Genomic DNA, 21,905 nt, shown 5'->3' with positions numbered 1-21,905 from the left:
GTAGATAATTCCCTAAAAGCATTGTAACATTATGAATAACCAGAACCCTTCCTTTTTCGATCATAAAATGGAAATTGTTCCTGAATCTTCCTTCAAATCCATCATCAAAGTAATTGGTATTGGTGGTGGCGGCTCCAATGCGGTGCGCCACATGGATAATATGAAGATCAAAGGAGCGGATTTGATTATTTGCAATACAGATTCACAAGCCTTGGCATCGAATCCTGTTAAGACCAAAATCAAATTAGGAGAACAGGGGCTAGGAGCTGGAACAGATCCAGAAGTGGGTAAATTAGCTGCTTTAGATAGTATTGAAAAAATAAATGCGGTATTAACCAATGGCACCGAAATGCTTTTCATCACTGCTGGTATGGGAGGAGGAACAGGAACAGGTGCAGCTCCAGTGGTGGCCGAAATTGCCAGAAAAAGAGGCTTATTGACGGTAGCTGTAGTTACTGCGCCCTACGCCTGGGAAGGTCGTGAAAAAATCCAGTATGCTTTAACGGGTATTCAAGAATTAAAAACGTATTGCGATACTGTACTGGTTGTCATGAATGATAAGCTCGCTCAAATTTATGAGAAACTAGCTGTCAAAGATGCCTTTGCCAAAGCAGATGATGTATTGGCCAAAGCGGTAAAAAGTGTGGTAGACGTTATTGCCAAACCTGGGGATATCAATACGGACTTTATGGACGTAAAAAAGGTATTGAAAAATGCAGGCCAAGCCATGATGAGTTCTGCCTTAGGAACAGGCGAAGACCGTGCATTTCAGGCCATTGCTGAAGCATTAGAATCTCCTTTATTGAATTCTCAAGAAATTAAAGGGGCCAAACGTATATTGGTAACAGTGTCTACGAGTACAGAACACGCTCTAGTTATGAGCGAGCAAAATATCATCATAGAATACCTAAATGGTCGTATTAATGACCAAGCAGATATGGTGAAATTTGGTTTCTCTACTGACGATGATTTAGGAGAAGATTTGTACTTAACAGTAATAGCTGCAGGATTTGAACATGAGCAAAATGCTTTGGATGATTTCTTATTCAGTGATACTAGACACTACGGAACAGCTAATAAGCCAGCATCACTGACATCAGGTGCCACCGTAGAATTTGATGAGTTTGGATCTACTAGCTCTGCCTCCACTGAAAGTGAAGAAGTACGTTTCCAAAAAATGGTAGACCATTATAAAAAAGGCGGGCCAGATGAAAGCGACTTTGCCATACCTACCTATCAAAGAAATCAAATTCCTTTGTATGATTTGAGTCGAATTCCACAAGATGAATGGATTGAAACTCCTTTATACGAAGATTAACAATTTTTGATTTTCAATACCGTTTCTCGGATAATTTCTTGACTGGAATAAGCGATCTCAAATTCTGATATTTCTGCAACTCCCCCCATGGAAATTCCTGGTCTACGGTAGATCATGTCCGACTCGCGTGTGGTTCTTGCACTAAGATGAACAGCATCCACACCCGCATCCACGAGTTGCAAGCAATTTTGAGGATTAACTCCACTTCCTGCCATAATCTGAATTCTTCCTTGGGAAGCTTCTACCATAGTGGCTATCGCCTCGATCCCTTCCATGGCTTTATTTTTTTGACCCGAAGTCAGAATACGATCAAAGCCCAATTCAATCAAAGCTTCCATCACTTCTATGGGCTCTCGGGAAACATCGATAGCTCTATGACAGGTTAATTCAGCTGATTCTCCCACAATGTATTTGACTTCCTTCAAAAAATTTATGTCAATATCTCCAGTCGGTGTAAGTGCTCCTATAACCATACCATGTACACCCAAAGTAATAAATTGATCTATCTCGGCCAGCATCGTTTTTTTTTCATGCGAATCATAACAAAAGTCGCCACCTCTAGCTCTCACCATCACATGAATTCCCAAAGAAGTTTGAGATAATGCTTCTACCACTAAACCGGCAGAGGGACTTGTTCCTCCTTCCCAAGGGGAGGCACATAATTCCACTCGATCTGCTCCTGCCTGGTCAGCTGCTAAACAGGAATATAGGGAATAGCTACAAACTTCAACCGAGATAGTACGGGATTTTGACATAAAAAATGGGGCTCTGTAAGCGTTAAAACCAGTTTATTTTTATTTATTCAAAATTTAAAAAATAAATCTTTCATAAATATTTTTTTATTTTACTTTTGCAGTCCGATAAATCTTTGATTCTTAAGAATCTAAAAGAGAATAGGACCAAAATTTGAATCTTTAAGAATTAAAATTAAACATATGTACTGGACACTAGAACTTGCCTCCTATTTAGAAGATGCACCATGGCCTGCTTCAAAAGATGAATTAATTGACTACGCAATTCGTACAGGATCTCCACTAGAAGTAGTAGAGAACTTGCAAGAATTAGAGGATGATGGACAACCTTTTGAAAGCATTGAAGAGATTTGGCCGGATTACCCAACAAAAGACGACTTCTTCTTCAACGAAGACGAATATTAATGAAAGGAGGCGAAAGCCTCTTTTTTTATGTCCATAATCAATTGTCCCTTCGCTTGATCTCGTAAGCTAATCCCCCAACGGCGGTACAAAATATCTTCCCAACATTCCGCCATTTCATAATTCTTCAAATAATTCAACTCCCCTTGTAAATAAGGTAATGAGCTGTGGATTAATTCCAATCCTCCTTTTTCTCCTTCACAATGCTCCAACACTTTCAAAGCAGTGAAACCATAAATTTCACGCAAATGACTTGCACTCAATTCGCTAATATTCAGTGATTTAATTCGTTTATTCCATAGTTCCTCGTCCATTTTATCTCCCCCAAAAAGTAGATAATCTTTGGTATGACAGCTTTGTTTATGACGGTGCAAAACCTCTTCCTCTACCACATTCATCGTATCTTCTGCCATTACTCGATAAGTTGTCCACTTCCCACCCATAATACTCACTAACTTACTTCTTTGGTCTACTTCTACCTCATGATCGCGGACTAATGACTTAGTATCTGATTGCATGGCATTAGAAAGTCCCACTTGCAATAAAGGCCTTTGACCTACAAAACCAGAACAAACATCTGCTTGGCTAGCCTTTTGTAAGGCAAAACGATTAAAGTAATCCAATAAATAAGCTTCTTCCTCTGCTCTGATGGCAGGATCTTCCAACAATTCATCAGGCTCATCTGTGGTACCCACAAGCACATAATCTCTCCAAGGGATAATGAAGACCACCCGCCCGTCGTCTGTTTTAGGAATTAATAAAGCTGTTTCTCCTGACCAAAAGGAATTAGGTAAAACGATATGAGCGCCTCGTGAAACTTTCATTCTGGGTTTCAACTTAAGATTGGCTAATTGGCGGATATGATCAGTAAAAGGTCCAGTTGCGTTCACTACTACTTTACAGCTTACCTCATGTTCATCTCCAGAAATTAAATCCTTAAAGTGTATCTTTTTGATTTTTAAGCTTTTGGGACTTAAACTAAAATGGCTTAATTCACAATAGTTTAATATGGCAGCACCTTCTTTTTCGGCTGATTGTAATATCGCCAAAGCGTAGCGTGCGTCGTTTAGCTGACCGTCGTAATACAAAATCCCACCAGACATCCCTTTCACTTTCAGATTAGGAAGAAGTTTCGCCATACGCTGATTACCTAAACCTTGACTATTTTTCAGATTGCTTACTCCTGAAATTCGATCGTATAACCACATCCCAATACCATAATAAACTCGGTCCCACCAAGAATAGCAGGGAGTCAATAATGCCAATGGATGAGCTAGATGTGGTGCATTTTGCAACATCACTTTACGTTCATGTAAAGCTTTATACACCATTTTAAATTGTTGCCAATCAACATTCCGTACAGCTTGCTCTAAGTAACGAACACCGCCATGTACTAATTTGGTAGATTTCGAGGAGGTTTGTCCTGCAAAATCCCCTTTTTCAATCAATAAAACTTTGTAACCACGCAATACCGCATCCAACGCTACCCCGGCACCTGTTGCTCCACCCCCTATGATACAAATATCATATTCCGATTCATTTGCTTTAATTTTTTGAAATTGATCAATCCGGGAAAATGCCATGAACTAAATTTATGCTTGAAAAATCCGCAATCCGACGAATTTACTAAAGAATCAGGAAAATAAAACCGAAAAGATTCCATTAATATTGATATAAATGAAAGAGATTTTATAATTTTGCAAACCTTTGATGGGTCTATCCCCATTAAAATAAGGACAATACAATTAGACTCCTGAAATAAGGACGTAATATGGCAAAGAAAGAAACTAAAGAAACGATTGAAATTATTGAAAGCCCAGAGGCGCTACAACAAGAATTAACCAAGGTCACTGGATTTTTTGAAAAAAATAAAACATCTGTGTTAGGTTTAGGAGCCATCATCGTGGCTTTAGTCGTTGGAACCTTAGGGTATAAGTGGTACACACAGACTCAAGATGAAGAAGGCGAGAAGAAATTATTCAAAGCTGTTTATGCTTTTGAATCTGATTCTTTATCAAAAGCTACCAAGGAATTAAATAAGATTTCTGATGAATTTGGTGGAAATACACAAAATTTAGCTGATTTATATCAAGGTATTGCTTTATTAAAACAAGGTAAATTTGATCAATCAATTGAAAAATTGAAGAACTTCAGCAGTGGTGATTTACTGGTTCAGGCAAGAGCGTATTCATTAATTGGAGATGCTTACGTAGAAAAGAAATCGTTCGGTGAAGCCATTGATTATTACAAAAAAGCTGCTGATTATAAGCCAAACAATTTCTTTACCCCTACCTATCTTTTGAAATTAGCTACTGCTTATGAAGCTAATAAACAAGGAAAAGAGGCTTTAGCAACTTATACAGATATCACGGAAAAATTCCCAGAGTCGGCAGAAGCTGTACCTGCTAAGAAATATAAAGCTCAATTAGAAAGCTCTATCTCTGAATAATTAGATAAATTTTTATATCAGGAAGGGATAAGAGCAACAGCTTTTATCCCTTATTGTTTTAATCCATTCAAGATGTCATCCCAACATAAAAATTTAAGTGATTTTTCTACGGAAAGCCTTCCTGCTATTCATGATAAGCAATTTGCAGTGGTTGTTTCAGAATGGAACACGGAGGTCACTGAAGCTTTATACCAAGGTTGTGTGAATACCTTATTAGCCCATGGAGCTAAACCTGAATTCATTCACCGAGTTCAAGTTCCAGGTAGTTTTGAATTAAGCTTAGGAGCTCAAAAATTGGCCCAAAAACCAGAGATTGATGCGGTCATTTGTTTAGGCTGTGTGATTCAAGGCGAAACGCGACATTTTGATTTTATCTGTGATGCCGTGGCTAAAGGAGTTACAGATGTGAGTTTAAAATATGATAAGCCTGTCATTTTTGGTGTATTAACTCCGAATACTCAGGAACAAGCAATGGATCGTGCGGGAGGAAAACATGGAAACAAGGGCGATGAAGCGGCCATAACTGCTATCAAAATGCTAGCTATATAAACCCATAATATAACCCATATGCAAGTTTGGAAATTTGGAGGGACCTCCGTTGGAAAACCAGAAAGAATGAAGTCAATCCGTCAATTGATTACCGAAGACGGAAAAGCTAAAATTGTGGTATTATCAGCTCTTTCGGGAAGTACCAATTCCTTATTATCTATTTCAGAATCATTATTAGCTGGTCAAATAGCTGAGGCTCAATCCAAGGCTAAAGCTCTGCGTGATCACTATGATACATTTTTGTCGGAATTATACCAAACTGAACTAGGTTTAGCAAAAGGAAAATCCATTGTGGATAAAGAATTTGCATTCATTGATCAACTAATTGCTACGAGCCCGTATGGCACAAAGCAGGAAAAAGAAATGGTTGCTCTTGGTGAATTGTTGTCTACACAAATTTTTGAAGCCTATCTACAAGAGGAAGGCGTCAATTCTCTATTGCTTCCAGCATTGGATTTTATGGTCATTGATGAAGATAATGAGCCTATCTTAAAGAAAATTGAAGAGAATTTAGGCGCTATTTTAGCAAAACAACCAGGAAAGCAAATTTATATAACCCAAGGTTTTATTTGTCGTAATCCACAAGGAGAAGTAGATAACTTGAAACGTGGTGGTTCGGATTATACGGCTTCATTGATTGGAGGAGCCATTGCTGCTGAGGAAGTTCAAATCTGGACAGATATCGATGGCATGCACAACAATGACCCACGTATTGTGAAGAATACCTTCCCTATCCGTGAATTATCTTTTGCTGAAGCAGCTGAATTAGCCTATTTCGGAGCTAAAATCTTACATCCAAGTACGATTACTCCTGCCAAATTAAAAGGTGTTCCGGTTCGTTTAAAAAACACTATGGAGCCTAGTGCTTATGGTACCTTGATCTCGGAGAAATCAACTGATGTTGAAATCAAGGCTATTGCTGCCAAAGATAATATTACCGCCATTTACATTCATTCAACTCGTATGTTGAATGCATATGGATTCTTGAAGCGAGTGTTTGAGGTATTTGAGAAATATAAAACTCCGGTGGATATGATTACCACCTCAGAGGTTTCTGTTTCGGTTACTATTGACCAAACCACCCACCTTGATTCCATCATGAGTGAATTGAGAGAATTTGCGGAATTGGAAGATCCAGATAAAGACCAAGTGATTATTTGCATCGTTGGGAATTTCTGGGCTGATAAAGAAGGTATTGCGATCAAAGTTTTGAATGCAATGAAAAACATTCCGATTCGCATGATTTCTTATGGTGCCTCTGAGCATAATATCTCCCTTTTGGTAGATGCCAAACATAAAAATGAGTCCCTAAATGCCTTAAACGAAGGTTTATTCTTCTAAATTTGATCCTATGCTAACGCTTGCTTTTATCCGTGCAAATACTGAAGTAACCATTCAAGGTTTACAGAAAAAACGTTTTTTTGAAGCTGAAAAGGTAGTCGAGCAATTAATTACCTTAGACGACAAACGTAAAACATTGTTGCAACAGGCGGAGCAAGCATTAGAGAAATCCAATGCAGCTGCTAAGGAAATTGGGGCTTTGATGAAAAATGGCCAAGCTGATTTAGCTGAATCGAAAAAAGCGGAAACAGCAGCTTTAAAAGCCAGTATTAAAGAGTTAGGAGATGCAGCTAAAAATGCAGAACAAGAAGTATATGAACTATTAGTTACCCTTCCTAACCTTCCACATAGCTCAGTTCCTGAAGGTAAAACTGCTGAAGATAATGAAGTGGTTTTGAGCTGGGGTTCTATTCCCAATTTAGGGGATGCTGCGCAACCTCATTGGGATTTGATTAAGAAATATGACATCATCGACTTTGATTTAGGAAACAAAATCACAGGAGCTGGTTTTCCTGTTTATAAAGGTAAAGGTGCTCGTTTGCAACGTGCATTAATCAATTTCTTCTTAGACGAAGCTATTAAATCAGGTTATTATGAGATTCAACCTCCCATTTTAATCAACGAAGATTCGGGCTTTGGCACTGGACAATTACCAGATAAAGAAGGTCAAATGTACGTGACTAAAGAAGAAGGTCTTTATTTAATTCCCACGGCTGAGGTGCCTATCACCAATTTATATCGGGATGTCATTGTCAATGAGAAAGAACTACCTATTAAAAACGTAGGGCATACTCCTTGTTTCCGTCGCGAAGCGGGTTCTTGGGGTGCCCATGTGAGAGGTTTAAACCGCTTACACCAATTTGACAAGATTGAAATTGTACAGATTCACAAACCTGAAACTTCGTATCAAGCATTAGAGGAAATGTCGCAGCATGTTCAAGGTTTATTGCAAAAGATGGAATTACCTTATCGCGTATTACGACTTTGTGGTGGCGATATGGGTTTTGCTTCTGCTCTAACCTATGATATGGAAGTTTGGTCAGCTGCACAAGGCCGTTGGTTGGAAGTAAGTTCGGTATCCAATTTTGAAACATTTCAGGCTAATCGCTTGAAATTACGTACCAAGGTGGACGGAAAATCCATCCTTTGCCATACCTTAAATGGATCTGCATTAGCACTTCCACGCATCGTAGCGGCCATTTTAGAAAATAATCAGGGCCCCGATGGAATCAAGATTCCTAAAGTACTCGTGCCATATTGCGGCTTTGAATACATTAACTAAGCCCTTCCACACTTAATCGAAATCCTTCGCCGTGCAGATTCATTAGCTGCACGCGGGGGTCTTCTTTCAGCATTTTTCGCAGTTTGGTCATGTATACATCCATGCTTCTGGCATTGAAATAGGTATCATCTCCCCAAATTAATTTCAGCGCATAGCTTCGACTAACGGGTCTTCCCAAATTTTCACAAAGAAGCTTCATTAGGTCATTTTCCTTGGGTGTGAATTTTTGTTCTGTTTGACCTAAAATCAATTTCATTTTTTGAGGAACATAGATAAAATCGCCCAAAGCTATTTCATCTGCTAAACTAGGTACTGATTTTCCGGAATGTGTTCTTCTTAAAACTGCTTCAATACGAGCAACCAACACATCCATGGAAAAAGGTTTGGTCAGATAATCATCTGCACCCACTTTAAATCCTTGTAAGGTGTCTTCTTCCATGGATTTAGCTGTTAGGAAAATAATAGGAACATCTAGGTGAGTGGCTCGTATATCTTTGGCTAAAGAAAAGCCGTCTTTTTTAGGCATCATGACATCCAAAAGGCAAATATCAAATGTAGCTTTGACGAACATATCCAGAGCCTCATCTCCATTTTGTGCCCACTGTACTTGGTATCCCTTCTTTTTTAAAAATTCAGACAACAATAATCCCAAATTTGGGTCATCTTCGGCCAATAAAATTGATGGATGACTATTTTCCATTTGTGTTGATATTAAACTGTTGGGTGAAAAGGTAAATTAATCTCAAACGTACTTCCTATTTGTGGCAGGCTAGAAACTTGAACAGTACCACCATGTGCTTCTACAATTTTTTTCACATAGCTCAATCCTAAGCCAAAACCTTTGACATTATGTACGTTTCCTGTTGGAACTCGATAAAATGGCTCAAACACAGAACCTAGTACCTCCTTGGCCATCCCAATGCCTTGATCCGAAATACGAATACTGAGAGATGTTGGGCTAGAGTTTGTACTTATCGTAATTTCTGGCTTCTCTTTACTGTATTTGATGGCATTGTCGAGAAGATTAAAAAGCACATTGGAAATATGCACTTCATCTACTTCAATTTCAGCATTAGGTGCATCGAGTAGTAAATTTAAATGTCCACCTTGCGATTGAATTAAAGGACCGTTCATTTCCGCCACTTGTTGAATTAAGGAGTTCAGATTAACTTCTTTCTTTTTCAATACAATGCTTTCTTTTTCCATTTGAGCGGTTTGCAATACCCTTTCTACCTGTCGGCCTAGACGGATGTTTTCCTCTTTGATAATCCCTACATACCTATTGATGGAGTCATTATGGATACCATTAGACTCTTCTTGGATTAATTGAGCGGCTAAAGAAATAGTTGAAATCGGCGTTTTAAACTCGTGAGTCATGTTATTAATGAAATCATTTTTCACCTCAGCCAGTTTCTTTTGTTTTAAAATTGTGGTAACGGCAATATAAAAGCATCCTAACATGGTCAGCAATAATAAAGCTGATCCTAAAAAGCTAAAGCTCATTGCTTCCCAGACTAAAGCTTCTTGATTAGGGAAGTAGATTTGTAGATATTGACCGCTCGGACGTAAATCGTTTGGAAACAATGGAGTTATAAACGAAGCGGATTGGGCTCTAGGTGTTTTCATTAAGCCGGCGGAGGTATACACCCAGTTTTTATTTTTGGCAGATTCTTTTGGACCTATACCAAAAACATAAGGCATATTAATGCCCTTTTCTGCTAATTCTTGCCTGATTAAACTATCTATGTGCTTGGTAGAAACCCGTTGAGTAATAGGTCTTTCTTTAAACAAGAAGTCGGCAAAAACCTCCTTCGCCATTTCGGTCTTTTTTAATACTTTTTGAAGCTCCGCCTTTTCCTCTTTTAGCTTTTGAGCATTGATGGTAAGGGCATTGATTTTCTTGGTTTTTTGTTGATCTTCTTGATGTAATTGGGCCAAAATCCTAGGACGCATTCGGTTCAACTCATTGATTCGCTTAGCTTCTCTAGCCCTCAATCGATTAGCTTCTTTGATTCGATTCAACTCTTGTAAAACACGGGGTTTTACGGCCCCCATCATATCATTTAGTTGTTTTTCTTCTCGTAAACGACGATTAATCGCTTTCAAATCAGCATTGATTTGGTATTCTTCTGTTACCTCTGCAATCTGGCCATTGGGTAACATAAAAGATTTACGAACATACAAAATGTCATTTGGCATTTCGTTTTGTTGGAATCTTTTTAAGGCTTGAAGTTCAGCTGGATTGAACTTAAACTCATGAGAAATATCTTCTGTTAGTAGGTCCAAAGGGTCATGTTGGGCAAGAGCTGGGTCCTTCAATTGAGGAGGACGAGGAGGTGTAGGAACAGCTTTGGAAGCTAATTTTTTCTCCATCTCTGCAATTTCCTTTTGCTGACTTTCGTATTCTCTTTGCTTTTGGGAAAGGACATATAGTTCTTGTTTTTCTAACTTACGAACTACTTTTTCCATTCCATCACGGATGTCGGAAGCTAATTGCTCTTTTTTGGTTTCCAGCATAAAACCAAGCCAATAAGATTGAAAGGAAATTAAGCCAATCAATGCCAATGTCATCAAGCCAATAATGAGTCGAATTTTCTTTTGGGTCATATCTTACAAAACCATGTAATAACAAAATTAATCGAATTATTGGTCCATTTTTCTATTCAAAGGCCACTTAACATTCTTTAACAGTCAAGTATTGAATGCTTTATCTAAGTTTGTGCCATCACAAAAATCAAAATTTTATGAAAACATTCATTTTATCGGCCCTATTGGGAACGATGGGAACCTTAGCCATGGCACAAGATGCTCCGAAATCGGAATCTACTATTAAAATTGTGGTAGATGAAAATGGCAAGCAAAAGGTTATTGAAAGAACATTTGCTAATCCAGAATTGGCAGAAGCTGGGATGAAACAGCTGAACGATTCCCTAAACAAGGAAATGGGAAAATCTGATGGGAAAACAAAAATCATTACGATGGATATCCGTAAGAGAGGTGGAAACAGAATGCAAATGGATGCTATGGGACCGATGCCTCAATTGGATAAGCAGCGAATGGCACGCGTTGAGAAGCGAATGATGAAAAAATTCAAAAATCAGATGGATGACAAGCAAGTGCGTATTTTCCGACATGGCCCAGAGGATATGGAAATCCATGTAGAGGATTTGCCTGGTGGAAAAAATTTCAAATTTGATTTTGATGAGAATGGCCCCGATTTTCGTGGCTTAAGAAGACTTCAAGAAGAAGGATTCCCAATGGGAGGACAAAATTTGGCTTGGGGACAAGCTTCTAGCACAATCAAAGGGCTGTTTGCAAACCCGAATCATCCTTTTAATGGTAAATTAAATATCCGTTTCCATGCACCTGAAAAAGGAAATGTAGCTATTACCGTAAGAGATGTAAACGGAAAGGAAGTAGCATCTGAGACAGTCAAAGATTTTCAAGGTCGATATTTAGGTCAAGTAGACTTAAAGAAGGCCGCCACTGGTGTATATTTTGTACAAGTAACACAAGGAAATGACGGAGCTGTCATCCGAGTAAAAATAGATTAATATTCAATCCGCTTAATGTAAAAACGCCTAGTTTCAACAACGCTGTCAAGGTTTGAAACCTTGACAGCGTTAGGCAAATCTAGCTCTTTCTTCCCACCAATCAGTTTTAAAAAACTGATATAATTTACACAATATCAATTCATTGATATTGTGTAATAATAACCAGAAAACTGATTGAAATGTTACTGAGAAATGTGGACTTTTACCAACGCTGTCAAGGTTTCAAACCTTGACAGCGTTATCAAAAAAATCAAAAATTAAAACAAAGTCCCCGTCTGTGATCTAGGTTCAATACCTACATGTCGGTAAGCTTTTTCTGTAGCCTCACGACCACGAGAGGTACGCTTCAAAAATCCTTCTTGAATTAAAAAAGGCTCATAAACTTCCTCAATAGTTTCCGCCTCTTCCCCACAAGCTGTAGCTATGGTCGTTAATCCCACTGGTCCTCCTTTGAATTTTTCAATGATGGTTAATAAGATACGATTATCCATTTCATCTAAACCATTCATATCCACATCCAAGGCTTCCAAAGCAAATTTGGCTATCTCCACATCAATGCTCCCAGTACCTTTGATTTGAGCAAAATCCCTTGTTCTTCTCAATAAATTATTAGCAATACGAGGTGTGCCTCTACTCCTTCTCGCGATTTCAAAAGCCCCGGTTTCATCAATAGGCATATTCAAAATAGTTGCTGAACGCTTTACAATGGTGGTTAGTAATTTCGCATCATAATACTCAAGCCTAGCATTTATCCCAAATCTTGCGCGCAAAGGAGATGTTAATAATCCTGCACGGGTAGTCGCTCCAATCAAAGTAAACGGATTCAATCCAATTTGAATACTTCTTGCATTGGGCCCCGAATCCAACATAATATCTATTTTATAATCCTCCATAGCGGAGTATAAATACTCTTCTACGATCGGATTCAAACGATGGATTTCATCAATAAATAACACATCATAAGGCTGTAAATTGGTCAATAATCCAGCTAAATCTGAAGGTTTATCCAAAACTGGCCCAGAAGAAATCTTCAAAGTGGAACCTAATTCATTGGCAATTATGTGAGAAAGTGTTGTCTTACCCAATCCCGGAGGACCATGCAATAACACGTGATCCAAAGCCTCTTCTCGCGCCTTTGCCGCTCCTACAAATATCTTTAAGTTTTCAACGATCTTTCCTTGACCTGTGAAATCAAAGAAACTTAAAGGCCGTAAAGCCTTATCAATCTCTTTTTCTTGCTGAGGTAATGACTCAGAATCTCCCTTCAAATAGTCTTCACGCATAAAACTTGAAAATTTACAATCGTTAATCAAAGATAAATTTTAGCCTGCAATAAATGGCCATTCTAAAAAAATTAAATTCATAAAATATAAACTGAACTCTAAAAAAAAGCCTATTTATTATAGATAAATTTCATATTTTTGAAAGTATTTAAACCTTAAACAATGAGTTCTATTTTTATTGGAGAATTAGCTGGTACAGCCAGTTTGATTTATTTAGGTAATGGTGTTGTTGCCAATGTCTTATTAAAAGGCACCAAAGGCCATCAAACCGGATTATTGGCCATAGCTGCTGCTTGGGCCTTTGCTGTTACCATTGGTATCTTTATTTCTACCTATTTTGGTAGCCCCGGAGCTCATTTAAACCCCATCGTTACCATCGCCGGATGCGTTAAATCTGGAGATTGGTCCCTTTTTACAACCTATGTGGGTGGCCAATTACTCGGTGCTATGCTAGGACAATTATTGGTTTGGATACACTATCATCCTCATTATCAAATAACCGAAGATCCAGGAGCTATCAAAGCTTCTTTTTGCACAGATCCAGCTATTAAATCTTGGCCTTTCAACTTCATATCTGAGGCTTTTGCTTCGGCTTTAATCATTCTGGCTTTAGGTACATTTTCTACCATAGAACATGGCTTGGGACCCTTCTTAGTGGGAATTCTGGTTTGGGCAGTTGGTTTAGCCTTAGGAGGGACCACAGGATATGCCGTTAACCCTGCTCGAGATTTAGGTCCTCGTATCATGCATTTTATTTTACCTATTCCCAACAAAGGAAAAAGCGACTGGGAATATGCTTGGATTCCCGTGTTAGGTCCATCAGCTGGTGCTTTAATTGGCGCCTATTTACTTACATTAAACTCATAATAGCTCATGTATATCGGATCCATTGATCAAGGAACAACCAGTTCTAGATTCATTATATTTAACAAAGGGGGAGAAATAATCTCCATGGGGCAGAAAGAACATGAGCAAATATATCCTCAAGCTGGTTGGGTAGAACACAATGCCGTAGAAATTTGGCAAAATGTACAAGAAGTAATCGGGCTTGCCTTAGGAAAAGCTGGATTATCAGCCCGCGATATCGCAGCTGTTGGAATTACAAATCAACGAGAAACTACCCTAGTTTGGAATAAAAAAACAGGGAAACCTTACCACAATGCCCTAGTTTGGCAGGACACGCGCGTTGGATCAGAATTAGCAGAACTTGCTAAAGATGGTGGTATGGACCGTTTCAGAGCTAAAACAGGTTTGCCTTTGGCCACCTATTTTAGTGGACTAAAATTACGTTGGCTACTCAATCATGTGCCAGGTTTAAGAGAAGATGCCGAGCAAGGTGAGGCCCTATTTGGCACCATGGATTCCTACATTTCATGGCAATTAACTGGAGGTACAGAAGGCGGCATTCACATTACCGATGTTACCAATGCTAGTAGAACACAACTCATGGACCTCGCTTCTTGCACCTGGGATGATGAAATTTTACAGGTACTTAGCATTCCCAAAGCTATGCTTCCAGAAATTAAAGCCAGCTCCCTGATTTATGGAAAGGCAACAGGTGTTTTGGAAGGTGTACCTTTAGCAGGCATACTTGGCGACCAGCAAGCGGCGCTAGTTGGACAAACATGTTTTGATCCTGGACAAGGAAAAAATACCTATGGTACTGGATGCTTCCTACTTATGAATACAGGAAAACAAGCCATTCATTCCCAATTTGGCCTATTAACTACCGTGGCTTATCAATTAGGAAATGAGCCTGTACATTATGCTTTAGAAGGTTCTGTGGCTATTGCTGGCTCCCTAGTACAATGGCTTCGTGATAATTTAGGCCTCATTCAAAACAGTCCCGATATTGAAAATTTAGCCAAAGAGGTGGAAGATAATGGGGGCTGCTATTTTGTCCCAGCATTCTCAGGATTATATGCACCCTATTGGAAACAAGATGCCCGTGGAGTATTAGTCGGCCTTACTAGCTACGTCAACAAAAGCCATATCGCAAGAGCAGCCTTAGAAGCAACAGCATTTCAGACATGGGAAGTTTTAGAAGCCATGGAAAAAGATGCTGGTATCTCCATTTCCTCTTTACGTGTTGACGGTGGTATGGTGGTCAATCAATTATTGATGCAATTCCAATCAGATATATTGGGACAAGAAGTCATTTGCCCAAAAATTATTGAAACTACTGCTCTAGGCGCTGCCTATGCCGCAGGATTAGCTGTAGGCTATTGGGAAAACTTGGAAGATTTGAAGAAAAATTGGGCCATCCAACATCGTTGGAACTCCCAAATGGAAGACAGCCAACGTTCCCACATGAAAAAACAATGGAAGAAAGCCGTCTCAAAAAGCTTTAACTGGGAGGATTAACCTCTCTTTACCTTAGGGGCATCAGCACGGGTTGTACCGTATGCTGGACAATTGGTATTTTGTGAACATGCAGCACAAACAAAAGTGGCAAGCAACACGATGGCCAATACTTTTTTCATATAATTAGTTTTAAACAGATGCTAATTTCGTTTTTGATTTAATCTCAAGCTCAATTTTCGCCTTCAAGTCCTCTTCTTGTTGAATCGTAACCGCTTGGTTATAACCCAAAATATTCAACATAGAACTACTATTTTGCTCCTCAGAAAACAAACGTGTTGTCACCGTTCCATCTTCCAATCGGTCAATAATCACATGTTTAGGTGCTGGAATTAAGCAATGTTGAATTCCGCCATAACCGCCTAAGGACTCTTGATATGCTCCTGTGTGGAAGAACCCAACGTATTGTCGCTCAGTAGCTTCCTCAAAAATAGGCAAATATAAGTCAGAACTATGCGCTTCCGTATTATAAAAATCCATGGAATCACAGGTCAAGCCGCCTAAATTCACTTTTTGGTATGGAGAACCCCAATTATTTACGGGTAGCATGATGTACTTTTGGTTCATCCCCCAAGAATCCGGTAATTGAGTAATGAAAGAACCATCAATCATGTACCAAAGCTCTTTATCGTTTTGTAACTTTTGATCTATAATCTCGTACAAAACTGCACCACTTTCTCCGACAGAATATGAACCAAATTCTGTAAATATATTGGGAACAGGCACATTATTTTTATTACAAATCCACGAGATTGATTCCACAATCTCATCCACCATCGCTTGATAATCGTAATTAAATTGCAAAGAAGTTTGAATCGGCAAGCCTCCTCCTAAATCGATGGAATCCAATTCTGGACAGATTTTTTTAATCTCACAATATTTGTAAATAAATCGACTTAACTCCGACCAATAATAAGCACTATCCTTGATTCCCGTATTGATGAAGAAATGCAACATCTTCAAATTAAAACGAGGATTTGGCTTAATTTTCTCTAAATACAAAGAATTAACATCCGAATAACGTACCCCTAAACGTGAAGTATAGAAAGCAAAATCTGGTTCCTCATCCGTAGCAATACGAATGGCTAAATTTACTTTATCCGCAGTAACCGACTTTTCATAAAAATCAATTTCCTTCAAATTGTCCAAAATTGGAATACAATTGAAGCCTTCATTGATAAACTCGGAGATGTATTGAGTATACAAGGGTTGCTTATAACCATTGCACAAAATATACGTTGATTTTGAGATTTTTCCACGCTCATACATATCCCGAATTATTGGTATGTCAAAGGCACTACTCGTCTCCAAATGCACATGTTGCTTGATTACCTCATCCAAAACAAAGGAAAAATGGGATGATTTGGTGCAATAGCAATAGGTATAATTCCCTTTGTAATTGTACTTTTTGATCGCATTTCTAAACAATAATTTGGCATTATCGATATGCTCTCCAATCTTGGGTAAATAGGATAATTTTAATGGCGTACCATACTGTTTAATAATCTCCATCAAAGGCACATTATTAAACAATAACTCATTGTTCTCATTGATATTAAATTCCCGGGTGGGGAATTCAATGGTTTGATCAATTAGATCGATGTAATTTTTCATGGATACTTACCAAATTATAAAACGAGTACTCTCGAATTGTGGAAAAACGTGCAAAACTGCAATAAAAGTATGTACTTTGCAAACTATTCTATACAATGTTACATGCCAAAAATTCATTTTATCGCTATAGGTGGTGCGGCGATGCATAATCTAGCCTTAGCACTTCAGGTTCAAGGGTATCAAATTTCAGGTTCTGATGATGAAATCTACGAACCTTCCAAAAGCTTACTAGCTCAACATGGTATATTACCCGAAAGTTTCGGATGGTTTCCCGAGAAAATCACCTCAGATTTAGATTATGTGATTGTTGGTATGCATGCCCGTGCAGATAACCCTGAATTAATAAAAGCGCAAGAATTAGGCCTACGTGTAGAATCATATCCTTCCTTCCTATACGAGCATAGTAAAAACAAACAACGAATTGTCATAGCGGGTAGTCACGGAAAAACCAGCATTACTTCTATGGTGCTGCATGTTCTTAAGACCCTCAATAAAAAATTCGACTACTTAGTAGGTGCCAGAATTGAAGGTTTTGACTTAATGGCATCCCTATCTGATGCCCCTATCATCATCATAGAAGGCGATGAATATTTAGCATCGCCCATAGACCGTCGCGCCAAATTCTTATTGTACCAAGCACATATCGCCTTGATTTCTGGCATTGCTTGGGATCATATTAATGTATACCCCACTTTTGAATCCTATACAGCTTCATTTGAGGAATTAATAAATTCCATGCCAAAAGCTGGTACTTTATTTTACGACCAAACAGATGATACACTTGCTCGATTAACCGATTCTTGTCCAGACCATACGGATAAAACTGGTTATTCGGCACATCCTTCCTACATTAAAAACGGACAAACGATTTTAAAAGGTTTGGATGGAAAAGAATACGAAATCCAGATTTTTGGAGAACATAGCTTGAAGAATTTGAATGGTGCTCGCTTATTATGTGAACAAGTAGGCGTATCTACCAGTAATTTTTATCAAGCCATACAAACTTTTAAAGGGGCTGCCAAGCGACTAGAGCTTGTTGGGAAATCAGATTCTTGCTTATTCTATAAGGATTTTGCTCATGCTCCATCAAAAGTAAAAGCAACGACACAGGCCGTTAAAGATCAGTATCCACAAAGAAAGCTAGTTGCCTGCCTAGAATTACATACGTTCAGCAGTTTAAATCCCGCTTTTTTACCGCATTATGCCAAGACGCTACAAGCTGCTGATGCCGCGGTCATCTATCTAAGCGAACATGCTCGAGAAATAAAAAGGATGGATAGAATGGAAGATGAGCAAGTGCAACAATATTTTGAGCACCCGAATTTACTCATTCTAAGAAATCCAGTTAATTTATTAGCCCATTTACAAAATCAGTCTTGGTCAGAAAGCAACCTGTTGATGATGTCATCAGGCACTTTTGATGGACTCGATTTTGTAGGCTTAGCCCGTCAAATGGGACTAAGCGTTGAGTAATTGATCTAATTCTGTTTTAAATCCAGTCAAGAGAATCTCCTTCATGCTGATTTTACGCTTTTGCGTATTTATCTTACTTTGAATTGGCTTCTCTTCCATTTGGCGATCTTGTTCAGCTTGGGCGATAAAACTTTCCAATTCACTGCGCTCTTTTTTTGTCATGTAATCCATCTGATTAATCATGATTTTCAATTGCTCAATTCTTGGTTTATCATTCAACGCCGGATGACGGTAGGAGATAACGCGTAATAAGTAATTCATTTCGAATATCTTATCACAAATGGTTCTGAATCGCTCAGCTAAACTACGATCCAAGGATTTCATTTGAGCAGTTATTTCTTTCCATTTAACTAAATAGGCTTTCGCCTTATCAGCAATGGCAGGCATATTAACCTGATCGCTCAATTTAGATTCTAACTCTTGAGTCATAGCCACTAACTCTTGAACACGAGGGTCAATACGTGGCTTAACTTCTATACCTTTAATTCGATTGTATTTTTCAAAAAACATATCGTTTGCCTTTTTGAAATTCTTCCAAAGCATCGATTGTTTTTTAGGAGGCAAACCAAGAACCGTTTTCCACTCCCTTTGTAAATCTTTTACCTTACCCACCGAATCATCGATATCGGGTGCTTTCCTTAGCTGGTGCACACCATCGATAAATCCTTGAAGTTTGGCAATTTTCTCATCTATAATGCGATTCTTTTCTTCAAAATACACTCTTCTACGTAAGAAAAATGCTTCCAAAATAGCTTGAAAAGTATCGGTTAATTCATCTTGATATTGGCGATCAACAGGACCTGTTTTCACCCATTTAGATTTTATTTCCACCAATTGTTCTGTGGCCAACAACACATCCTCTCCGTGAGCCGCTTGTTTAGCATCCTCAATGAGCGCACGTTTAATCTCTAAATTCTTAACTTGATTTTGTTGAATCAAAGAGCGTAAAAACTCTTCTATTCTTTCTAGTTCATCAAACAAAGGCTTGAAATCACCCAAACCATCAAACTCCGCCAAATAGGCTTTCATTTGAACTACCTTTGTCAAAAATGACCCTTTGTTTTGAACTTCCTTTACTTCACTAGATAAGTCAGCTACTTTTTTCTTTGCCAGTTCAAATCGATTGACAAAATACTGAAGTGCTTCTTGTTCGGTGTTACGAACAAAGCCTATTTCACGCTCGGGAAAGTTTAGAAATGCTTTGATGTAGACTTTGCCGTCTCGACAAAATCCGAATTCATTGGAGGTGGTTGCTTCCATCTTTTTGATCTGAGTGAGCTTTAGGCAAATGCCCTGGCTCAAAAATTAGGTGTGGTTTAAATAATCTTATAACAAAGCCCTAAATTATTTAAATTTTAATAAATCTCTAAACATTTTGAATTAATAATCTTTTTAAAAATATAGGCAATCCAAAAATAATCAAGAAACTGTTTCCAGCTTTTTCCGATATTTGTAGCTTATTAAAATTTCAAACCCCGCATGAGCAACGAAACGATCATATTTTCCATGGAAAGGGTCTCCAAGACCATCCCTCCTCAGAAAACCATTTTAAAAAATATTTACCTTTCATTCTTTTACGGAGCCAAAATTGGCGTACTCGGTCTCAATGGTTCAGGTAAGTCAACCTTACTTCGAATTATTGCTGGTATCGATAAATCCTATACCGGAGAAGTCGTCTTTTCACCCGGATATTCAGTGGGTTTATTAGAACAAGAACCTCAGCTTGACCCCAATAAAACGGTACTAGATGTAGTAGAAGAAGGTGTATCTGAAATTAAAAACTTATTGAAGGAATTTGATGAGATCAATGAAGCCTTTGGTGATCCAGATGCCGACTTTGATAAATTGCTTTCTCGCCAAGGGGAAGTGCAAGAAAAATTGGATCATTTCAATGCTTGGGAACTGGATAATCGCTTGGAAAAAGCCATGGATGCCTTGCGTTGTCCTCCATCCGATGCCCTGATTAGTACTTTATCAGGTGGAGAAAAAAGACGTGTAGCGCTATGTCGACTTTTACTTCAAGAGCCCGATGTATTATTACTTGATGAGCCAACTAATCACTTGGATGCCGAGTCTGTTTGGTGGTTAGAAGAACATTTACGCCAATACAAAGGAACCGTTATTGCCGTAACCCACGATCGTTATTTCTTGGATAATGTGGCAGGTTGGATTTTGGAACTAGACCGTGGTGAAGGTATTCCATGGAAAGGCAATTACTCCTCTTGGTTAGAACAAAAACAAAATCGTTTGGCCCAAGAGGAAAAAACAGAGTCTCGTCGTCAGAAGACTTTACAGCGTGAATTAGAATGGGTAAGAATGGCTCCAAAGGCCCGACAAGCTAAATCGAAAGCACGTATAGGTGCCTACGAAAAGCTTCTTTCTGAAGAAAACAAACAGAAAGAAGACAAATTAGAAATCTATATCCCTGCAGGCCCTCGTTTGGGGAATAAGGTCATCGAAGTTCAAGGTGTATCCAAAACTTATGGAGATAAATTACTTTTTGAAAACCTAAGTTTTTCTTTACCTCCAGCAGGTATTGTGGGCATTATTGGACCCAATGGTGCGGGTAAAACAACTTTGTTTAAACTAATCACTGGACAAGTACAGCCCGACACGGGAAGCTTTGAAGTAGGAGAAACTGTACAATTGGCATATGTAGATCAGGAACACCATCAATTAAAAGCTGAAAAATCCGTTTTTGAAACCATTTCTGATGGAAATGATTGGGTCATGTTGGGTGGAAAGCAAAGTAATGCCCGTGCCTATGTGAGCAAATTTAACTTCAACGGAGCTGACCAAGAGAAAAAAATTGGTAACCTTTCTGGAGGAGAACGCAACCGAGTGCATTTATCCATGATGTTGAAAGAAGGGGCCAATGTATTGCTTCTGGATGAGCCAACCAACGACTTGGACGTGAATACGCTGCGTGCCCTAGAAGAAGGTTTGGAGAATTTTGCAGGATGTGCTGTAGTTATTTCCCACGATAGATGGTTCCTTGACCGCATAGCAACACATATTTTAGCTTTTGAAGGGGATTCTCAAGTGACATGGTTTGAAGGTAATTATTCGGAATACGAAGAAGCTAGAAAAAAACGCTTGGGTAATGACATCATTCCTAAACGTATTCGATACAAGAAATTAAGTTAAATGAGAGGCGTAATCACCATTGCATTGTTGGTACTTTCCAATGTCTTCATGACCTTGGCTTGGTATGGACATTTACAATGGAAAGAAAGTTCCTGGCTGAAGCATGCAGGCATTTGGGCCATCATTCTCTTTAGCTGGGGACTCGCTTTTTTTGAATACGTCATGCAAGTACCTGCCAACCGAATTGGATTTAAAGAAAATGGAGGCCCGTTCTCCTTTTTCGAATTAAAGACCATTCAAGAAGCTATTTCCCTGATAGTCTTCACCCTTTTTCTTATTTTAGTTGTCAAGTCCGAAAAACTAGCTTGGAATCATTTCTTGGGATTTGGCCTAATACTTCTGGCAGTTTATGTTATTTTTAAAAAATGGTAAGCTCCGAA

Annotated in this window: 20 protein-coding genes; 12 read left to right on the top strand and 8 right to left on the bottom strand. The window is 38.6% G+C overall.

Annotation, left to right across the window (positions count from 1 at the left end):
• Window positions 1–31: 31 nt before the first annotated feature.
• Window positions 32–1,318: a cell division protein FtsZ gene (ftsZ, locus tag G9H60_RS05505; protein WP_223143090.1), complete on the top strand. Its 1,287-nt coding sequence runs from the start codon at window positions 32–34 to the stop codon at window positions 1,316–1,318.
• Here ftsZ and G9H60_RS05500 read toward each other — a convergent pair.
• Window positions 1,315–2,073 (bottom strand): copper homeostasis protein CutC, encoded by a 759-nt coding sequence (locus G9H60_RS05500; protein ID WP_223143089.1) that lies wholly within the window; start codon window positions 2,071–2,073, stop codon window positions 1,315–1,317. The two genes, ftsZ and G9H60_RS05500, sit on opposite strands and share 4 nt — an antisense overlap.
• Before the next feature lie 180 nt (window positions 2,074–2,253).
• Here G9H60_RS05500 and G9H60_RS05495 point away from each other — a divergent pair, with 180 nt between their 5' ends.
• On the top strand, window positions 2,254–2,475 hold the full coding sequence (locus tag G9H60_RS05495; protein ID WP_109324052.1) for a DUF2795 domain-containing protein: 222 nt from the start codon (window positions 2,254–2,256) through the stop codon (window positions 2,473–2,475).
• On the opposite strand, the gene G9H60_RS05490 is transcribed toward G9H60_RS05495, so the two are convergent.
• A complete protein-coding gene (locus tag G9H60_RS05490) occupies window positions 2,472–4,055 on the bottom strand; it encodes a glycerol-3-phosphate dehydrogenase/oxidase (protein WP_223143088.1) in 1,584 nt (527 codons plus the stop codon). The genes G9H60_RS05495 and G9H60_RS05490 overlap by 4 nt on opposite strands.
• Before the next feature lie 188 nt (window positions 4,056–4,243).
• Here G9H60_RS05490 and G9H60_RS05485 point away from each other — a divergent pair, with 188 nt between their 5' ends.
• The 4 genes from G9H60_RS05485 to serS all read left to right on the top strand — a co-directional run bounded on the left by G9H60_RS05485 (window position 4,244) and on the right by serS (window position 8,093).
• Complete coding sequence (locus G9H60_RS05485) at window positions 4,244–4,921, top strand: tetratricopeptide repeat protein (protein WP_223143087.1); 678 nt, start codon at window positions 4,244–4,246, stop codon at window positions 4,919–4,921.
• Window positions 4,922–4,993: 72 nt separating this feature from the next.
• Window positions 4,994–5,470: a 6,7-dimethyl-8-ribityllumazine synthase gene (gene ribH, locus G9H60_RS05480; RefSeq protein WP_223143086.1), complete on the top strand. Its 477-nt coding sequence runs from the start codon at window positions 4,994–4,996 to the stop codon at window positions 5,468–5,470.
• An 18-nt stretch (window positions 5,471–5,488) separates the two neighbouring features.
• Window positions 5,489–6,811: an aspartate kinase gene (locus G9H60_RS05475; RefSeq protein WP_223143085.1), complete on the top strand. Its 1,323-nt coding sequence runs from the start codon at window positions 5,489–5,491 to the stop codon at window positions 6,809–6,811.
• Window positions 6,812–6,821: 10 nt separating this feature from the next.
• Window positions 6,822–8,093, top strand: a complete 1,272-nt coding sequence (serS, locus tag G9H60_RS05470; protein ID WP_223143084.1) for a serine--tRNA ligase — start codon at window positions 6,822–6,824, stop codon at window positions 8,091–8,093.
• Here the strand turns inward: serS and G9H60_RS05465 are convergent.
• Both G9H60_RS05465 and G9H60_RS05460 read right to left on the bottom strand, forming a co-directional pair.
• A complete protein-coding gene (locus G9H60_RS05465; RefSeq protein WP_223143083.1) occupies window positions 8,086–8,793 on the bottom strand; it encodes a response regulator transcription factor in 708 nt (235 codons plus the stop codon). The two genes, serS and G9H60_RS05465, sit on opposite strands and share 8 nt — an antisense overlap.
• Before the next feature lie 11 nt (window positions 8,794–8,804).
• Window positions 8,805–10,700, bottom strand: coding sequence for an ATP-binding protein (locus G9H60_RS05460; RefSeq protein WP_223143082.1), 1,896 nt, complete (start codon window positions 10,698–10,700; stop codon window positions 8,805–8,807).
• 137 nt (window positions 10,701–10,837) lie between these two features.
• Between G9H60_RS05460 and G9H60_RS05455 the strand changes: the two genes are divergently transcribed.
• A complete protein-coding gene (locus tag G9H60_RS05455) occupies window positions 10,838–11,647 on the top strand; it encodes a T9SS type A sorting domain-containing protein (protein WP_223143081.1) in 810 nt (269 codons plus the stop codon).
• A 257-nt stretch (window positions 11,648–11,904) separates the two neighbouring features.
• Here the strand turns inward: G9H60_RS05455 and ruvB are convergent, their stop codons facing one another.
• On the bottom strand, window positions 11,905–12,930 hold the full coding sequence (ruvB, locus tag G9H60_RS05450) for a Holliday junction branch migration DNA helicase RuvB (RefSeq protein WP_166374550.1): 1,026 nt from the start codon (window positions 12,928–12,930) through the stop codon (window positions 11,905–11,907).
• A gap of 162 nt (window positions 12,931–13,092) precedes the next feature.
• On the opposite strand from ruvB, the gene G9H60_RS05445 reads away from it, so the two are divergent.
• On the top strand, window positions 13,093–13,797 hold the full coding sequence (locus tag G9H60_RS05445) for an MIP/aquaporin family protein (protein ID WP_223143080.1): 705 nt from the start codon (window positions 13,093–13,095) through the stop codon (window positions 13,795–13,797).
• Window positions 13,798–13,803: 6 nt separating this feature from the next.
• Entirely contained in the window at window positions 13,804–15,294 is a 1,491-nt protein-coding gene (glpK, locus tag G9H60_RS05440; RefSeq protein ID WP_223143079.1) for a glycerol kinase GlpK, read from the top strand.
• Here the strand turns inward: glpK and G9H60_RS13425 are convergent.
• Window positions 15,291–15,413 carry a hypothetical protein gene (locus G9H60_RS13425; protein WP_262495125.1) on the bottom strand — a complete coding sequence of 41 codons (123 nt, stop codon included), beginning with the start codon at window positions 15,411–15,413 and terminating at the stop codon, window positions 15,291–15,293. The two genes, glpK and G9H60_RS13425, sit on opposite strands and share 4 nt — an antisense overlap.
• Window positions 15,414–15,423: 10 nt before the next feature.
• Window positions 15,424–16,905 (bottom strand): type III PLP-dependent enzyme domain-containing protein, encoded by a 1,482-nt coding sequence (locus tag G9H60_RS05435; RefSeq protein WP_223143078.1) that lies wholly within the window; start codon window positions 16,903–16,905, stop codon window positions 15,424–15,426.
• A 102-nt stretch (window positions 16,906–17,007) separates the two neighbouring features.
• On the opposite strand from G9H60_RS05435, the gene G9H60_RS05430 reads away from it, so the two are divergent.
• The gene (locus G9H60_RS05430) at window positions 17,008–18,378 is read left to right on the top strand and encodes a UDP-N-acetylmuramate--L-alanine ligase (protein ID WP_223143077.1); all 1,371 of its coding nucleotides are present in this window, start codon (window positions 17,008–17,010) and stop codon (window positions 18,376–18,378) included.
• On the opposite strand, the gene G9H60_RS05425 is transcribed toward G9H60_RS05430, so the two are convergent.
• A complete protein-coding gene (locus G9H60_RS05425) occupies window positions 18,364–19,638 on the bottom strand; it encodes a DUF349 domain-containing protein (RefSeq protein ID WP_223143076.1) in 1,275 nt (424 codons plus the stop codon). The genes G9H60_RS05430 and G9H60_RS05425 overlap by 15 nt on opposite strands.
• Before the next feature lie 219 nt (window positions 19,639–19,857).
• Between G9H60_RS05425 and ettA the strand changes: the two genes are divergently transcribed.
• Together ettA and G9H60_RS05415 are read left to right on the top strand one after the other, a co-directional pair.
• Window positions 19,858–21,525, top strand: coding sequence for an energy-dependent translational throttle protein EttA (gene ettA / locus G9H60_RS05420; protein ID WP_223143075.1), 1,668 nt, complete (start codon window positions 19,858–19,860; stop codon window positions 21,523–21,525).
• Window positions 21,526–21,897 carry a DMT family protein gene (locus G9H60_RS05415; protein ID WP_223143074.1) on the top strand — a complete coding sequence of 124 codons (372 nt, stop codon included), beginning with the start codon at window positions 21,526–21,528 and terminating at the stop codon, window positions 21,895–21,897. It abuts the gene before it with no gap.
• Window positions 21,898–21,905 lie beyond the last annotated feature (8 nt).

Origin of the sequence: Aquirufa aurantiipilula (genome assembly GCF_019923745.1) — a bacterium.
Classification (GTDB): domain Bacteria; phylum Bacteroidota; class Bacteroidia; order Cytophagales; family Spirosomataceae; genus Aquirufa; species Aquirufa aurantiipilula.
This window is presented reverse-complemented; position numbering and strand designations above follow the sequence as displayed.

Excerpts from the sequence above, each read along its gene's own strand:
- G9H60_RS13425 (WP_262495125.1), bottom strand. The coding sequence starts at position 15,413 with ATGAAAAAAGTATTGGCCATCGTGTTGCTTGCCACTTTTGTTTGTGCT.
- ettA (WP_223143075.1), top strand. The coding sequence starts at position 19,858 with ATGAGCAACGAAACGATCATATTTTCCATGGAAAGGGTCTCCAAGACC.
- G9H60_RS05435 (WP_223143078.1), bottom strand. The coding sequence starts at position 16,905 with ATGAAAAATTACATCGATCTAATTGATCAAACCATTGAATTCCCCACC.
- G9H60_RS05500 (WP_223143089.1), bottom strand. The coding sequence starts at position 2,073 with ATGTCAAAATCCCGTACTATCTCGGTTGAAGTTTGTAGCTATTCCCTA.
- G9H60_RS05495 (WP_109324052.1), top strand. The coding sequence starts at position 2,254 with ATGTACTGGACACTAGAACTTGCCTCCTATTTAGAAGATGCACCATGG.
- G9H60_RS05425 (WP_223143076.1), bottom strand. The coding sequence starts at position 19,638 with ATGGAAGCAACCACCTCCAATGAATTCGGATTTTGTCGAGACGGCAAA.
- glpK (WP_223143079.1), top strand. The coding sequence starts at position 13,804 with ATGTATATCGGATCCATTGATCAAGGAACAACCAGTTCTAGATTCATT.
- G9H60_RS05465 (WP_223143083.1), bottom strand. The coding sequence starts at position 8,793 with ATGGAAAATAGTCATCCATCAATTTTATTGGCCGAAGATGACCCAAAT.
- G9H60_RS05415 (WP_223143074.1), top strand. The coding sequence starts at position 21,526 with ATGAGAGGCGTAATCACCATTGCATTGTTGGTACTTTCCAATGTCTTC.
- G9H60_RS05455 (WP_223143081.1), top strand. The coding sequence starts at position 10,838 with ATGAAAACATTCATTTTATCGGCCCTATTGGGAACGATGGGAACCTTA.
- ruvB (WP_166374550.1), bottom strand. The coding sequence starts at position 12,930 with ATGCGTGAAGACTATTTGAAGGGAGATTCTGAGTCATTACCTCAGCAA.
- G9H60_RS05475 (WP_223143085.1), top strand. The coding sequence starts at position 5,489 with ATGCAAGTTTGGAAATTTGGAGGGACCTCCGTTGGAAAACCAGAAAGA.
- G9H60_RS05430 (WP_223143077.1), top strand. The coding sequence starts at position 17,008 with ATGCCAAAAATTCATTTTATCGCTATAGGTGGTGCGGCGATGCATAAT.
- G9H60_RS05460 (WP_223143082.1), bottom strand. The coding sequence starts at position 10,700 with ATGACCCAAAAGAAAATTCGACTCATTATTGGCTTGATGACATTGGCA.
- G9H60_RS05490 (WP_223143088.1), bottom strand. The coding sequence starts at position 4,055 with ATGGCATTTTCCCGGATTGATCAATTTCAAAAAATTAAAGCAAATGAA.
- ftsZ (WP_223143090.1), top strand. The coding sequence starts at position 32 with ATGAATAACCAGAACCCTTCCTTTTTCGATCATAAAATGGAAATTGTT.
- serS (WP_223143084.1), top strand. The coding sequence starts at position 6,822 with ATGCTAACGCTTGCTTTTATCCGTGCAAATACTGAAGTAACCATTCAA.
- G9H60_RS05445 (WP_223143080.1), top strand. The coding sequence starts at position 13,093 with ATGAGTTCTATTTTTATTGGAGAATTAGCTGGTACAGCCAGTTTGATT.
- ribH (WP_223143086.1), top strand. The coding sequence starts at position 4,994 with ATGTCATCCCAACATAAAAATTTAAGTGATTTTTCTACGGAAAGCCTT.
- G9H60_RS05485 (WP_223143087.1), top strand. The coding sequence starts at position 4,244 with ATGGCAAAGAAAGAAACTAAAGAAACGATTGAAATTATTGAAAGCCCA.